Annotated in this window: 12 protein-coding genes; 2 read left to right on the forward strand and 10 right to left on the reverse strand. The window is 46.3% G+C overall.

All coding sequences use genetic code 11. The features are described from left to right. Positions 1-106: 106 nt before the first annotated feature. The 4 genes from ACI3E5_RS05185 to ACI3E5_RS05200 all read right to left on the reverse strand — a co-directional run bounded on the left by ACI3E5_RS05185 (position 107) and on the right by ACI3E5_RS05200 (position 5,075). Positions 107-1,831: an ABC transporter permease/substrate binding protein gene (locus tag ACI3E5_RS05185; protein WP_142423702.1), complete on the reverse strand. Its 1,725-nt coding sequence runs from the start codon at positions 1,829-1,831 to the stop codon at positions 107-109. Continuing rightward, positions 1,824-3,038, reverse strand: a complete 1,215-nt coding sequence (locus tag ACI3E5_RS05190; RefSeq protein WP_498820970.1) for a quaternary amine ABC transporter ATP-binding protein — start codon at positions 3,036-3,038, stop codon at positions 1,824-1,826. Before ACI3E5_RS05190 ends, ACI3E5_RS05185 begins: the two co-directional genes overlap by 8 nt. Before the next feature lie 135 nt (positions 3,039-3,173). Beyond that, entirely contained in the window at positions 3,174-3,827 is a 654-nt protein-coding gene (locus ACI3E5_RS05195) for a GntR family transcriptional regulator (protein WP_005228608.1), read from the reverse strand. Between the two features lie 54 nt (positions 3,828-3,881). Then, a complete protein-coding gene (locus tag ACI3E5_RS05200; RefSeq protein ID WP_142423703.1) occupies positions 3,882-5,075 on the reverse strand; it encodes an NAD(P)-dependent oxidoreductase in 1,194 nt (397 codons plus the stop codon). Positions 5,076-5,169: 94 nt separating this feature from the next. Between ACI3E5_RS05200 and ACI3E5_RS05205 the strand changes: the two genes are divergently transcribed. Both ACI3E5_RS05205 and ACI3E5_RS05210 read left to right on the forward strand, forming a co-directional pair. Further along, positions 5,170-5,793: a DapH/DapD/GlmU-related protein gene (locus ACI3E5_RS05205; protein WP_005228606.1), complete on the forward strand. Its 624-nt coding sequence runs from the start codon at positions 5,170-5,172 to the stop codon at positions 5,791-5,793. 194 nt (positions 5,794-5,987) lie between these two features. Next, complete coding sequence (locus ACI3E5_RS05210; RefSeq protein ID WP_087627859.1) at positions 5,988-7,526, forward strand: AMP-binding protein; 1,539 nt, start codon at positions 5,988-5,990, stop codon at positions 7,524-7,526. Positions 7,527-7,598: 72 nt separating this feature from the next. On the opposite strand, the gene menC is transcribed toward ACI3E5_RS05210, so the two are convergent. Genes menC through menB form a run of 6 tightly spaced genes read right to left on the reverse strand, consistent with a single transcriptional unit; the run spans position 7,599 to position 14,939 of the window. Next, on the reverse strand, positions 7,599-8,726 hold the full coding sequence (gene menC / locus ACI3E5_RS05215) for an o-succinylbenzoate synthase (protein ID WP_015510202.1): 1,128 nt from the start codon (positions 8,724-8,726) through the stop codon (positions 7,599-7,601). Between the two features lie 15 nt (positions 8,727-8,741). Continuing rightward, positions 8,742-9,581: a 2-succinyl-6-hydroxy-2,4-cyclohexadiene-1-carboxylate synthase gene (gene menH, locus ACI3E5_RS05220; RefSeq protein ID WP_142973376.1), complete on the reverse strand. Its 840-nt coding sequence runs from the start codon at positions 9,579-9,581 to the stop codon at positions 8,742-8,744. Next, positions 9,578-11,290, reverse strand: coding sequence for a 2-succinyl-5-enolpyruvyl-6-hydroxy-3-cyclohexene-1-carboxylic-acid synthase (gene menD, locus ACI3E5_RS05225; RefSeq protein WP_325815970.1), 1,713 nt, complete (start codon positions 11,288-11,290; stop codon positions 9,578-9,580). Before menD ends, menH begins: the two co-directional genes overlap by 4 nt. Next, positions 11,283-12,647, reverse strand: coding sequence for an isochorismate synthase (locus tag ACI3E5_RS05230; RefSeq protein ID WP_005228598.1), 1,365 nt, complete (start codon positions 12,645-12,647; stop codon positions 11,283-11,285). The genes menD and ACI3E5_RS05230 overlap by 8 nt, the downstream gene beginning before the upstream one ends. Then, positions 12,625-14,124 carry an o-succinylbenzoate--CoA ligase gene (menE, locus tag ACI3E5_RS05235; protein WP_325815972.1) on the reverse strand — a complete coding sequence of 500 codons (1,500 nt, stop codon included), beginning with the start codon at positions 14,122-14,124 and terminating at the stop codon, positions 12,625-12,627. Before menE ends, ACI3E5_RS05230 begins: the two co-directional genes overlap by 23 nt. Then, complete coding sequence (menB, locus tag ACI3E5_RS05240; RefSeq protein ID WP_005228595.1) at positions 14,124-14,939, reverse strand: 1,4-dihydroxy-2-naphthoyl-CoA synthase; 816 nt, start codon at positions 14,937-14,939, stop codon at positions 14,124-14,126. Before menB ends, menE begins: the two co-directional genes overlap by 1 nt. Between the last annotated feature and the right edge of the window lie 20 nt (positions 14,940-14,959).

Genomic DNA, 14,959 nt, shown 5'->3' on the forward strand with positions numbered 1-14,959 from the left:
TCGATCTTTTGCAAAAATCATCCCCTCGTCTTTCGTTATGAACCTAAGTATTTTAAATAACAAAAAGAACGACCGCTTCAATCTGCGGTCGTTCTTTTTTTAGACATTAGTTCGTCCAAGCAGCAACTTCTTCTGGGTGATTGGCTACCCAATCTTTGGCTGCATCTTCGGCTGACATTCCGTCATTGATTGCTAACATGACTTCTTCCATGTCTTCTTGTGTCCAGTTGAAACGATCAAGTACTTCGTAGACTTCTGGCATGTCATCTGCTAATCCTTGGCGTACAACAGTGTTGATGCTTTCTGCTTCACCCATTGTTCCTTCTGGATCATCCAGATATTTCAGATCATATTTCGCAAACATCCAATGTGGAGACCAGCCAGTAATAACGATCTCATCTTGGTTCTTGATGGCTTGGCCTAATGCCACTGTCATCGCTCCTGAAGAAGAGGTAGCGACATTCCAATCGGAAAGGTTGTCATACGTTGCAACCGTATTTTCCGCTGCATTTACGACACCAGCGCCTGGTTCGATACCAGTGATGGTTTTTCCAGCTTCGTCAGAAAGGTCTGCGATGGAATCTACATCCATATAACTTGGTACAACGATCCCCAGTTTTGCCCCCTCTAAGTTAGGACCTAAGTTTTCAACTTGGTCTTGGTACTGTTCATACTGGGATTGATGCGTAGATGGCAGCCAAGCAGCAACCATCCCGTCAACTTCCCCTTTTGCCACCGATTCCCACATGATGGCATTATCCAAAGGCGTCGTGTTGACTTCGTAGCCCATTTGCGACAAGACTTCTGCCACCACATGGGTAGATGCGACTTCCGTATCCCATTCGACATACGCCAAGTTCACCGTGCCTTTGCTGTCAGAAACATTTCCAAAGGCAAACGATGCTCCAATCAAAGCAACGACTGCCGCTGCAGCAATCCCGCCAAAAAGACGTTTTTGTTTGCGACTTGTCTTGCTGGCTGCTTTTTGATGTGCCGAACGATTCAAATTCTGGGTAAAGCGATCCATGATGATCGCCAAAATAACTAAGGATACCCCACTGACAAATCCGTTACCGACTTGTGCTCGTTGTAAGGCGGACAAGACGCCGCGCCCTAACCCAGGAGCACCGATCATTGACGCGATCACGACCATTGATAATGCCAGCATCGTGGTTTGGTTGACCCCAGCCAAAATAGTGCTTTTGGCTAGTGGCAATTCTAATTTGATCAGTTTTTGCCAGCCAGTCCCACCGAAGGAATCAGAGGCTTCCACCAATTCACGAGAAATTTGGCGAATCCCTAAGTTCGTCATCCGAACGGTTGGTGGTAGGGCAAAGATCACTGAGGCGAAGACCCCTGGAACCATCCCGATCCCAAAGAAAGCAACCGCAGGAATCAAATAAACGAAACCAGGCATCGTTTGCATAAAGTCTAAGATCGGCGTCACGATACTTTGCGCTTTTTCGCTTTTCGCCATTAAGATCCCTAGTGGAATCCCAATGATGATCGAAACCAAACTCGACAATAAGACCAACGTGACGGTGTTCATCAAGTCTGTCCATAACCCTTGGTTATAGATGAACAGCAACCCGACAAAAGTAAAAGCTGGCAAGCCGAATTTTTTGCGTGAAACGAAAAAGGCAGCAGCCGTCAATAAGACGATCATTAATAACGGTGGTACAAACAGTAATACATTTGTAATAGCGTCCATGATAAATTGTCCGAAAGACTGTAAGGCTGAAAACAATCCACTGAAAGTTCCTGTTAGCCAATCAGTAAAGTTTTCGACCCAATCAGCCACCGGAATCGTATGTTGTAAGAAATTATCCATTTGTCACTACCCCTTCCTCTGCTTGAGCGGCTGAATCAGTCTCAGCCAATGCTTCAATCACACTTCCGCGGATCACGACTCCGATCAAACGATCGTTTTCTACCACGGCTAAAGGTGTAGGCGAATCATAGATCAAATTGAAGATATCCGTTACCAGCATATCTTTATCGATCTTTTTAACATTTTTATCAATAACTTCCTTCAAGGTCAGATTGTTTTTCCGTGCCTCACGAGCAGACTCGGCTGTCAGGCTTCCTTTTAGGTGACGACGTTTGTCGACGGCTAACAGCATGCTGACTTCTTCTTTCCGCATCCGGTTCAATGCTACGCTTGGTCCATCGATCTCGATGTTCGTCGTCAATGCTGGGACCATGATGTTTTGCGCAGTCAAGACTTTGGAACGATCGACATCTTCCACGAAATCACGCACGTATTGGTTGGCAGGATTCGTCAAAATATCTTCTCCTGTACCGATCTGCATGATCTGACCATCTTTCATTAAAGCGATCCGGTCACCGATCCGCAAGGCCTCGTTCAAATCATGGGTGATAAAGATAATCGTTTTTTGAACATTGGCTTGCAATTCTAAAAGTTCATCTTGCATTTCACGGCGAATCAGCGGATCTAATGCTGAAAAGGCCTCATCCATCAAGAGGATCTCTGGATCATTGGCTAACACACGGGCAAGTCCCACACGCTGTTGCATCCCTCCAGACAGCTGGTCAGGGTATTGGTCTTTAAAAGAAAGCAATCCTGAGTTTTCTAACGCTTTTTCCGCTTTCGCTGTTCGTTCTTCTTTCGAGACCCCACGGACTTCTAGTCCGTATTCTGTGTTCTCTAAAATTGTCCGATGAGGGAAAAGGCCAAAGCTTTGGAAAACCATGTTGATTTTGTGACGGCGAACTTCTCGTAGTTCCTCTTTACTCATTTTGGCAACATCCACGCCATCTATGTAAATATCTCCGCCAGACGGCTCGATCAATCGATTCAATAGTCGAATCAATGTTGACTTCCCGCTTCCAGAAAGGCCCATGATGACGAAAATCTCGCCTTCGTTGACTTCAAAGTTCACATCATAGACCCCAACGGTGGCACCCGTTTTTTCTAAAATCTCGTTTTTGCTGCGTTGTTCTTTGACCATGGCAAGAGCTTGCTGCTTTTTCTTACCGAAGATTTTGGTTAAGTGTTCCACTTTAACTTTACTCAAATGATTAATACTCCTTTTTCTGAAAAATTTCACGAAAGTGACCATACTATCTTAACAAGATGTGGTCACTTTGTCAAAAAAAATTTCCCAATGCTTTTTCTTTTGCAAAAAAAGCATGGGAATCAGGAAAAAGAATTACGCTGAATGGTCCGTTGGATAGAAGAAATTGGTCATGCGCTGCAACGCCAATTCATTCCCGACAAAATAAATCGTATTGCCTGCACTGAATTTCGCATAAGGTCCCGGTGACAACAACAATTCTTCGGTTGTTTGGATCGCGATGATCGTCGCCCCTGTTGCCTGCCAAACATTCAATTCGTTGATACTTTTTTCCAAATGCTGCGCCTGTTCCGTCAGCTGAAGCTCAAAGGGCACAAATGGACTCATGTGGTGTACCTTTTTGGTTTGCTGCACTAGCGTGTTCAACAAGTCAGAAAAATTATCCAGCTCTTGCTGCTGCCGCTCCACACTGTCTAAAATATCTTGTCTAATTTCTTGGATCGACTGCACATCTTGGTATTGTTCCACAAAGGCCTGTGCTTTTTCCTTTGAAGCAATATAGGCGCCGCTGCCATGACGGACGTCCATGATTTCTAAATCAACTAATACATTGATCGCTTTGCGGGCTGTTTCAGGAGAGACATTGAAATTGCTGGCTAACGTTGAGCGTGCATGGATCTTTTGCCCAACTTGGTAGCGATTTTCAACGATTCGTTCCGCGATCGCTACGGCAATCTGCTGATAACGAGGCAAAGCGACCTTCTTTTTATCTTGAAACTTATTCGTCATGATGAACTTCCTTTACTTTTTTTTCATCATAACAAGAAACATTGTTGGTGGCAACTATTCACTGGTTCGCGAATTTTTGATCAAGCGGGCACGAATGATCGCTGTTTCTTGCTGTAGCTGCTGCTGTAGATCTTGCAGCAGTGTTTCATTTGTCTCATCAAGATCAATCAAAGTATAGGCAACTCCGGCTTTTCTCTCACTCGCCAAATTATCGATATCCACGCCTGCTTCAGAAATGATCCGCAATAATGGGGCAAAAGCACCAGGCTTGTCGTGATAAAACAGCGCTAAGCGATACGGTGCCAAAAAAGGCAACTCTGCATGGGGGAAATTGACCGATTCTTGAATCGTCCCAGCGCGTAAATAGGCATGCATGCGATCAAAAACTACGTGATCCCCCTTTTCCAAGGCATTGGTAGTACTGCCGCCGATATGCGGATAACACAACACTTTCGGTTGTCCGATCAAGCCCGCACTAGGAAAATCAGTGATGTATTGTTTGAGCTGATTTTTGGCTAATGCTTCTAAGACGGCTGCTTCTTCCACGATTTCCCCGCGACCAAAATTCATCAACACTGCATTTTTTTTCATCTGTTGAATCGTTTGTCGATTCAGCATGCCTTTGGTCTCTTGACTTAAAGGGAGCAAGACCACTACAAAATCTGATTCGGTCAACAGCATTTGCAGGTCACTGACTTGCTCGTAATCGTGTGCTGCTTTCTTCGTTCGGGCATAGCCCAAAACCTCCATCCCTAGCTGATGACAGGCTTTTGCCACCCGTTCACCGATCTCTCCTAACCCTAAAATACCGATGGTTTTTCCAGCTAATTCTTCGCCAATCACTTCTTTTCGCCGTTCTTCAGCTACCTTCAACACCTCTTCTGCTTCAATTTGACCGGACGTTAGTTCTTCTTGCAAATCGGCTACCGTCTGGATCGCTTTGAATAAGGGGCGGACGCTGAGAAATAAATTGGATAGCACCAACTCTTTGACTGCATTGGCATTGACACCAGGACTATTGAAAACTACTGTGCCATTTTGAGTACACCGTGCCAAATCGATCGTATTGGTGCCTGTTCCTGAGCGAGCGATCACAGCTAATTCTGGTGTGATCAATTCGTTAGGAACCGTTGAACTGCGCACAAACAGCGCCTCTGGGGCCGCTTGATTTTTTAACGAGTATCCTTTTTTGATTGCTCGCTTAGCTATCGTTTCGGTCATCTTATCTAACTGATAAATCGTCTCCATAAAGCAGACCTCCTTTTGTCTTTAGTGCGTATTAGTCAAATAGTACAAAAAAGTGCGGTAAAATGATAGCAATACGCAAGAGAGGATGATTTCTATGCACCTATCGATCACAAATTTTCCAGATGAACAGCCGATCGTTGGCAAAGACTCGCAGCTTCAAGACACAACTTTAGGAGACTATGTCGAAATTGGCGAAGCCAATCACATTGATCATTCTTCCATCGGCAATTATACCTATACGGGGCAATATTGCTTTATTCAGAACAGCCAATTAGGACGTTTTATCAGTATCGCAGCGATGGTCCGCATCGGCCCTACCAATCATCCCTATGAACGCCCTAGTCAGCATCTTTTTGCCTATAATGGCGAAGGCTATGGATTTGCGCCAAAGGACGAGTTCTTCTTAGAAAAACGCAAAGCAAAAACGACTGTCATTGGCAATGATGTCTGGATCGGCCACGGTGCCGTGATCCAATCTGGTTTGACCGTCGGTGATGGTGCCGTGATCGCCTCAAACGCAGTCGTAACCAAAGATGTGCCGCCTTATGCGATCGTCGGCGGGGTTCCAGCAAAAGTGATCAAATACCGCTTTGATCCAGAAACGATCACTGCTTTGCAAGAAATCGCTTGGTGGAATTGGAATCGTGCAGAATTAAAAGCACGCTATTTAGACTTTCGCCTCCCAATCGAAGATTTTGTAGCAAAATACACTCGTTGATTATGCACTTTTTCCGCTTAGTACGAGGAATGAATGATAACACATCACAGTCATTCATTCTTCGAAAGTCTTTGCCCGGATGATTTTTTAGAAATAAATAAAAAACACAAAATATCTATTGTATCGAGGAATTCCTGTGCTAAAATGGAGAAATCAAATGAAGTTTTTCACGAACTTTTAAAGGAGTGTTCTATTTGTCCATTTTAGACTATCGTCCATTGAATCTATACACCAATTATCGCGAAGCTGCTGAGACGTTTCCTGACACCCCCATCATCCATGATGAAGTGTTGCCAGCATTTCCTGAGCTTGGCTATCGTAGTACCTACCGTTCGAGCCATGAAATGATTTTAAAGCGTGCTTATCAACTTGCCTCACTTGGCGTGCAAGCAGGAGATAAAATCATTCTGTATAAATCTTCAAAATTCGATACGTATTTGTTAGCAACGGCTGCTTCTTACCTTGGTGCCGTTCCTGCTATGATCTCCTATCATTTTCCTGCTGAAACCATCGAAGTGTTTGTGGATCGCTTAGAAGATCCTTACATCTTATTTGATGAAGAAACCGAAGGCCGCGTCGCACAAGTGAAAAATAGCAGTACTGACAAACAGATCGCTGTTCGCCATTTGCTGCAGCAGCCAGCGGAACCAGTGGAACAAACTGAATTACCGGTGGATCAAATTTCCTATATGACCCATACTTCTGGAACGACGGGTATTCCAAAATTGATTTGTCATTCAGCAAACTCCATGGGCTGGCGGACAAAATGGCAAAAAACGATCTTCACCAAGATCGATCGCACCAAAGCTGACTCTGATTTAATTGCGTTCCATATTTCACCGGTGCACTCCCGCTTCAATATCGGTATCTCCTCCTTGATGGCGATGGGCTTTCCGATGATGCCATTAGCCAATGCCAACGGCGCTCATGTCGTAGGCATGTTAAAAGAATATCCACCGATTGCTTTGGAAACTCATCCAAACAATTTTGTCCAATGGAGCTTTGTGGCAAAAGAACAACCAGATGCTTTTGCCAATATTCGTTACTATCACTCAACCTTTGATGCCATCAACAATCAAACAATGGCGACTTTTTTAAATACTTCAGCAACAAAAGAAGCACTCTTTTTACAAGTCTATGGCCAAAGTGAATGCGGGCCAATGATCCTAAAAGCACATACCTTAGAAAGCATCGCTACCAACGATGCCCGTGATATGGGTGTCGGTCTGGAGGACTTAACGAGAGCACGGATCGCCGATGCCGAGGGAAACGAGCTGCCAGCCAATACCGATGGGCACATCCATTTCCTTTCAAAAGGACGCGCGTTGACCTATTATAAAGAAGATCAGCGTTTTGCTGACAATGTCTATGGCGCTTGGTGGGACAGTGGTGATTACGGCATGATGGATGATCAGGGACATCTTTACTTAAAAGACCGTCAAGTGGACTTGATCAAAAATATTGAAAGCAATCTTGCCTTGGAAGACCTTTTGCTGGATCATTTAGACTTCCTTGCCGAAGTCGTGATCGTTCGCGACAAAGAAAACTCACCGCAACCAATCATTGCTTTAGCACCAAATCGTCAAATGGATTGGGATGCTTGGTGGAAAATGGTGGAAGATCTCCCTCACCTCAATCAGCCAATTTTACGCGACTACGAAGATATCCCACGAACAGCAACCATGAAAGTCCAACGACTACAAATTGAAAAAGAATTCAAAAATGTAGAATAACGCAAAAGAAATGGCCAGCAGATTTCCCTGCTGGCCATTTCTTTTATTTTTACTGTTTTTTCTTTGCTGATGTTATTCTTTCGCTGATCGTTTTCTTGAGTAGATACATTCTTTAGGTTGCCCATACTGACTTAGCTTTGTTTCTGCTAGCGTGATGCCAAAGCCCTTTCCATCAGGTACCAGCAGCTTGCCTTCATGCAAAGTTGCAGGCTGTGTAATGACATCATCATAAAAGTAACGATCAGAAGCGGAAAGATCCCCAGGAAAATGGAAAATATCTTGACTCGCAAATTGCAAATTCATGGCTCGTCCCACACCAGACTCAAACATGCCGCCTAACCAAACGAGTAGTCCATGGGTTTGACATCGATCAAGGATTCGCAAGGCTTCGGTGATCCCACCGACACGGGGGATTTTCAGGTTGATCGCACGGCAGCTGTCCAGGGCTGCGACGGTATCGACGTCTTCTGCCGTTCGAATATCTTCATCCAAACATAGAGGCGTCTTCATCTGCCGCTGCAGCTGACTGTGCCCCACCAGATCTCGTACCTTAAGTGGTTGCTCGATCATCACCAAGCCTAAGTCATCAAGGGCCAAAATGCGTTCTGGCTCACTCTGATAGGCTCCGTTTGCATCTGCCATCAAAAGCAATTCTGGAAAGGCTTGTCGAATCGCTCGCAAGGGTACCAGATCTTGCCCAGGCTTGATTTTTAATTTGATTCGTTGATACCCTTGGGCGACATAATCGGCAACAAGAGCCACTAGTTTTTCGACAGAGTCTTGTATGCCAAGACTAACGCCAACAGCGACACTCGGTCGGGTTGCGGTATACAGCTCTTTCACACTTTGATGCGTTTGCTTGCCATATAGATCCCAAATCGCTGTTTCCAAAGCCGATTTTGCCATGTAGTTTCCTTGGACCGTTTGAAACAGTTGACAAACTTCTTGCGGATGCTCGATCTCTTGGTCAATCAATAATGGGATCAGTGCTGTTTCAATCACTTGTCGAGCAGAAAAGAGGGTTTCTTCAATGTAATCTGGCTGCTCAAAAGCGACCAATTCACCGATGCCCATCGTTTTATCCTCTGTCGTCACCAAATAAAGATCAAAAGCTTTTTCTGTTAATTGTCCATAACTTGTCACAAAGGGTTGTTTGAGGGGCAAGCGACAGGCGATGCGTTCAATTTTTTCAATCTTCATTGCGTTCTCTCCTTGTCAATCAGCTGACTGTGGCCCCGATCCTTTTACAAACCATTGATCGATTTCATGACGAACCTGTGTCGGCTGTTCTAAATGGATACAATGTCCAGCATTAGCAACGACTTTGATGGTCATCTCTGGTTGCAGCTGCTTCATTTGGTGGGCGATTTTACGAAACTTTACATCTTTTTCCCCCGCTAAATAAAGAATTTCACAAGCTAGCTGCGGAAGTGCCGACCAACAGCTTGGCTGTTTGCCGGTACCACCGTAAATCAAGCTTACTGCCAAGCCAAATTTGTTTTGCTGCAAGCGTCCTTGCCGTACAGCAGCCTGCTGCGCTAAAGGTAGCTCCTTTTGACTAGCAAACAACGGCAGTTCTTGCCAGTAATCGACAAAATCGACCAAAGGCTCCCTTAGTAAGCGCAACGCTAAGCGACGATCGTGCCGCTGACGAGCGAGTCGTTCCGCTGGATCAGCTAACCCAGGTGAACCACTCTCAAGCAAAAGATGGGTCACTGCCGTTGGTTCCATGACCGCCCAGACAAGTGCGATTCGCGCCCCCATCGAGTAGCCATACAGGCCATAACGTTCAATCCCTAACTTCGCTAAAAGGTGTGCGAGATCCTCCACCAGTAAAGGAAGTTCATAACGCATGGGATGGACATAAATCGATGAGCGTCCATGTCCAATCAAATCGATTGCCAATACATTGTAAGAACCTTCCTCTGCAAAAACCGGTCGAAAGCTTTCCGAAGAACCCGTGAAGCCATGCAATGCCACAAGGGTTGGTAAGGATGGTCGATACGGCTGCAGCCACTGATAAAAATAACTGACGCCATTTATCGTGTCCTTCATTGCTGCGCTCCTGCCTCGCTAAACTGCTGTTGGAGTGCTTGCCAAGTGTTGACCGGATCTTTTTGCTCACCCTTCACTTCGATTATTTGAAAGCGCGGCTGTTGACTTGTTTCCGTTAAAATCGTTTGAAACTCTAGCAAAGAGGTCGGTGTGTGCCAATCTGCCTCATATAAGGCCGCCACTTTTTGAAACTCAAGATCTAACGGAGTACCAAAGAGCGGGACAAAGTCGTTTGGTTCTAAGGTGTTTTGTGACAAAAAGGAAAAGATCCCACCACCATTATTATTCAGTAAAATGATCGTTACGGGCAATTGATACTGGCGCAGTAGTTGTAGGCCGTTCATATCGTGGTACAACGCTAAATCACCAATCAACAAGTAGGTAGGCTTTTGACTGGCGAAAGCAATCCCAGCCACGGTCGAGACAAGGCCGTCGATCCCATTGACGCCCCGGTTTCCATACACTCGATAAGTGGAGGAAGTTTTGCTGCCGTAGCGATCAAAGAAACGGATCGCATTGCTGTTTGCCAAAAGAATTTGCGCTTCTTCGGGCAAACATTGTTGAAGCAAGCGCACAGCGCTGCTCTCATCCCATTGTTGCAACTGGGGACTTGCAGCAATCACCTGATCTGCCCGCGCTTGAAGTGCTTGCCATTGTTGTTGCCACGCCGTATGTTTGACGATCGGCAACTGGGTGATGGCCGCCACGAAAGTGCTGATCGCTGCTTCGATCAAATAGTTTGCCCGATGCAGCTGATCTTGCCACTGCCCCGATGGATCAACAAAGAGCCACGTCGTCGTATCGGCTGCTTTGTTCAACCATAATAGGACATTTTTAGTGACTGGTAAGCGACCAAAACGCACGACCACTTCTGGTTGGAAGGCAGAAGTCAATTGTGGGAAAACAAGATCGGCTTGACTGATAAATGTTCCTACTTTGGTACCGGCTGTCGCCAGATTGGTCAATGGATCGCCGACGATCGGCCAGCCTAATTTCTCCGAAAAAGCCAGCAACTGCTGCGCTTCTTCGATCGTAAGGCTTTCTCCAGCAATCAGAATACCTTTTTTCTCAAAGTAAGGGGCTAGCTGGGTGATCATCTCTGCTGACAGCTCTTGTTGTGGTGCCAGATAGCTCACGTCTTGCTGCATACTGCATTGGCGACTAAAGTCAGGCAACAGCGGCTCCCGTAATGGAAAGTTGATTTGGACAGGGCCTTTCGGCTGTTTTTGCGCTTCGATCGTGCAAGTTGCAGCTTGCCAAAAACTATAACGCAACAAAGCAGGATCGTTTTCTGGCACCGTCATCTCTACCATCTTTTTGACATGAGAGGCATACAAATTCTGTTGATCCATTGCCTGTGGCGCCCCAACACCCCGCAGTTCTGGCGGGCGATCAGCCGTTAAGACGATCAGTGGCAAGTTGGTAGCTTCTGCTTCACAAACAGCTGGATAATAATTGGCTGCTGCAGTTCCAGAAGTACACAGTAAGATCGTCGGCTGGAGATCAACTTTGGACATCCCTAAAGCAAAAAAAGCAGCCGAACGTTCATCGACAGCCACCGTACAGGTGATCTCAGGATCACGATGCAATAGTAGCGCCAATGGCGTGGAGCGTGAACCGGGACTAATGACTGCTCGCTTCGCACCCGCTGCTTTTAGTCCTTGGATCGCCGCTAGTAAATAGTCTGTCATGACTGTCTGGTTATTCATCTCCTAAGATCCCTCTCCTCATCGGTTGAAATTTTAACCGTGTTTCTTGACGTTCGGATTCCGCATCTGAATCGGCAACGATCCCACAGCCCGCATACAGCGTTGCTTGATTGCCGCTAAAGAATCCTGAGCGGATCGCCACAGCAAACTCGCCAATATCTTCTTGAATACCCAACCAACCGATCGGTCCACCGTACATCCCTCTGCTGGCTGGTTCATGGGTACGAATCCATGAGACGGCTGCTTCTTTCGGTTCTCCCCCCAATGCGGGGGTCGGGTGTAGTTTTTGCACGGCGGTCAGAAAGTTGACTCCTGCCTTTCTTTGCCCTGCTAAAGGAACAAACAAATGCTGAATGTCACGATTTTTGATCACGGAACGAGCTTCTGATTGAAAGCCGTCAGCTAACAAAGTGGCCAATGCCGTTTCTAAGCGATCGACAACTACTTGATGTTCATGGGTATTTTTTGCGTCCGCTAAAAGGGCTTGTGCCAGTGCCTCATCTTCTTCTTTGGTTTTGCCTCTTGGTGCGGAACCTGCGATACTCACCGTTTCAAACTGATCGACAGTCGCTTTTAGCAAGCGTTCTGGCGTCGCACCAGCAAAAACATGGCCCCCATGTTCGATGGCAAAAAGATAGGTATTCGGCTGCTGTTGCGCCAACCGTTGCAACACCGCAGCACTAATGATCGACTGCTTCGTTTCTACCTTCATTCGTCTTGCCAGAACCACTTTTTTCAACGGTGTTTCAGTTGAGCGAATGGCTGCCACTGTCTCTTCGACCGCTTGCAGCCATTGGGGCACATCTAGTTCCTCTTGTGCCTGAAAAGCAGGCGTTTCTGCTACAAGACTCTTGTCCGAATTGGCATGCAACCAGCTTGCGACTTTTTCCTGTAAGGCAGCGACTTTTTGTTGTCGTTGTTCCTCGGAAGAAGCGGCTACTGTATAAACGACGCCACACTGATCTCCAGTTTTGCTGACCAGTATTTCTGGCAACGCAAAGAGACCAGCACCTAGCTCAGCCCAATCCTGACTGACTTCTGCCTGTTCATCAAAAGCAAAGCCGCCAACTAACTGCGCCTGAAAAGGTGCCTCTGGTTGATAGTGGGCTTGCTTTAAGAGAGAGCGGACTTCTGAAAAGTCTGCAAGTTTGGGTTGCGAAAAAGTGGCTAACCAACCCAACCCTACTATACTGGTCGTTTCATCAGGGGTACGCCAGAAGTAGCGTTCCCCTCGATATTCTTGTGCAGCTGCATAAAGAGCCAGTAAGTCACACCTTTCTATAGGTTGATACTCACTCAAATAGGTTTTCCCGGCAGCGATCGCTGCCTCATAATTACTTGTTGATTTGCTGTTCAATGTAGTTCACTCTTTCTTCACTCAGCAATAGCCTTTTTAAAACTTTACCGCTTGCTGTGCGCGGCATTTCTCGCACGTGATAAAAGCGGCGCGGAAATTTATAGTGGGCGATCTGCCCTTCTAACGTATCCAATAAAGCTTGGAAGTGGATCGGTTCATTTAACGTTAAATAAGCCGCGACAGATTGTCCCCACTCCTCGTCTGGCTCCCCCACCACAGCTGCCTCTTTGACCGCTGGATGCTGCAACAAGGCTTGCTCCACTTCTGCGGGATAGATGTTTTCTCCACCAGATATGATCAGTTCGCTTGCACGACTGACTACATACAAAAAGCCCTCTTGATCAAGATAACCTAGATCTCCTGTGGCAAACCAGCCCTCTTGGTCCCACTGCTGTGGACTGCGATCGTTCAAGTAACGAGTCGTGATCGCAGGTCCTTGCAGTTGGATCTCTCCGATCGGCTGGGTATTTTCAGCAGTCTGGTGGTCTGCCATTTTCCCATCAGTCGCAATTCGTAAATGGACACCTTGCAGGGGAACCCCAGAGGCGCCGATTTTCTCAGAAGCTTTTTCTGGCGGCAATGCCACCACTTGTGAACAGGTTTCTGTCATCCCATAGGATTGAATCACAGAAAGCTGATTTTGCTGGCATTTTTCCAATACACTTTTGGCAATCGGACCGCCGCCTAGCAGGATATAACGCAACGAATCAAAGCCTTGTTGGGGCACCAAGGGCAGCAAATCTGTCAACATTTTTGCCACCAAAGAAACGATCGTCCCTTTCCCTGCTTCAAGGTCTTTTGCCATTTCTCCAGCATCAAAGCGCTCATACAAACGAACACTCATCCCAAGTCGCAAGGACCGTAAGAGAATTGATAACCCACTGATATGATACAGCGGAACTGCACAAAGCCAACAATCCTCGCTAGTGATGGCTAAGTTTTTTTGAGTCGCTTCGGCACTTGCTAGATGATTCCCAAAGGTTTGAGGCACACCCTTGGGATTGCCAGTCGTACCAGAGGTATACATAATTGAAGCCACTTGCTCTGCTTGATAGATTGCTTCATTAGGAACAAACGAAGGAACAACAGAACCAACAAAAGCCTCCGCCTGTTTGATCGCTTGTCCAAAGGTCAAGCTGCGAACACCCGAAACCGCAGCCTGATCCGCCGTGATCACCCAGTCGCAGTGGGCATCTTGCAATTGGAAGGAGATTTCAGCGGCTGTCAATCGCGTATTCAGCAGCTGGACTTCGATCCCCAACTCCCATAACGCAAGGATCGTAAAGACCATTTCAGGGGCGTTATTGCTAAAAAGAGCTACCCGGTTTGGCTGATCAACGAATTGGGCTTGATAATAAGCAGCGTAAGCATAAACCTCTTTTTGCAAGGCAGCAAACGACCAGCTTTTTTCATGCCAATAAAAAGCTGGTCGTTCTGGATGAAGTTGTGCTTGCCTTTGCAGCCAACTCCCAGTCATTATGGGAATTTAGGGAATTGGTCGAAGTCTGGTTGACGTTTTTCTTTAAACGCGTCACGACCTTCTTTGGCTTCATCCATCGTGTAATACAATAAGGTCGCATCGCCAGCTAATTGCTGAATGCCAGCTAATCCGTCCGTATCGGCGTTCATTGATGCTTTGATCATGCGTAACGCCAACGGGCTCTTTTGCAGCATCGTTTCTGCCCATTCCATCGTTTCATCTTCTACTCGATCAAGAGGAACGACTGTATTGATCCAGTTCATCGCCAATGCTTCTTCGGCGGTATATTGTTTTGTCATGAACCAAACTTCCTTGGCTTTTTTATGACCGATTGTCCGTGCAAGATAGCCCGAACCATAGCCACCATCAAAACTACCGACATTCGGTCCTGTTTGACCAAATTTAGCGTTATCAGCGGCGATCGTTAAATCACAAACCAATTGTAAAACATTTCCGCCGCCGATCGACCAGCCTTTGACCATGGCGATCACCGGTTTTGGTAACGTGCGAATCAAGCGCTGCAGATCCAATACATTTAAGCGAGGAACCTGATCTTCCCCAACATAGCCACCGTGACCACGGACTTTTTGGTCTCCGCCTGAACAAAAGGCTTTATCGCCGGCGCCTGTCAAAATAATCACGCCGATGCCTGGTTCATCGCGACTGATCGAAAATGCATCAATCATTTCAAACACCGTTTTTGGTGTAAACGCATTGTGGACTTCTGGGCGGTTAATCGTGATTTTCGCCACTTTTCCATGTTGTTCAAACAAAATTTCATCGTACTCTTTTAAGGTTTTCCATTCTCTCATTACTTGTTCCTCCTCAATTC

Source organism: Candidatus Enterococcus avicola, from assembly GCF_047470845.1.
GTDB classification, from domain to species: domain Bacteria; phylum Bacillota; class Bacilli; order Lactobacillales; family Enterococcaceae; genus Enterococcus_D; species Enterococcus_D casseliflavus.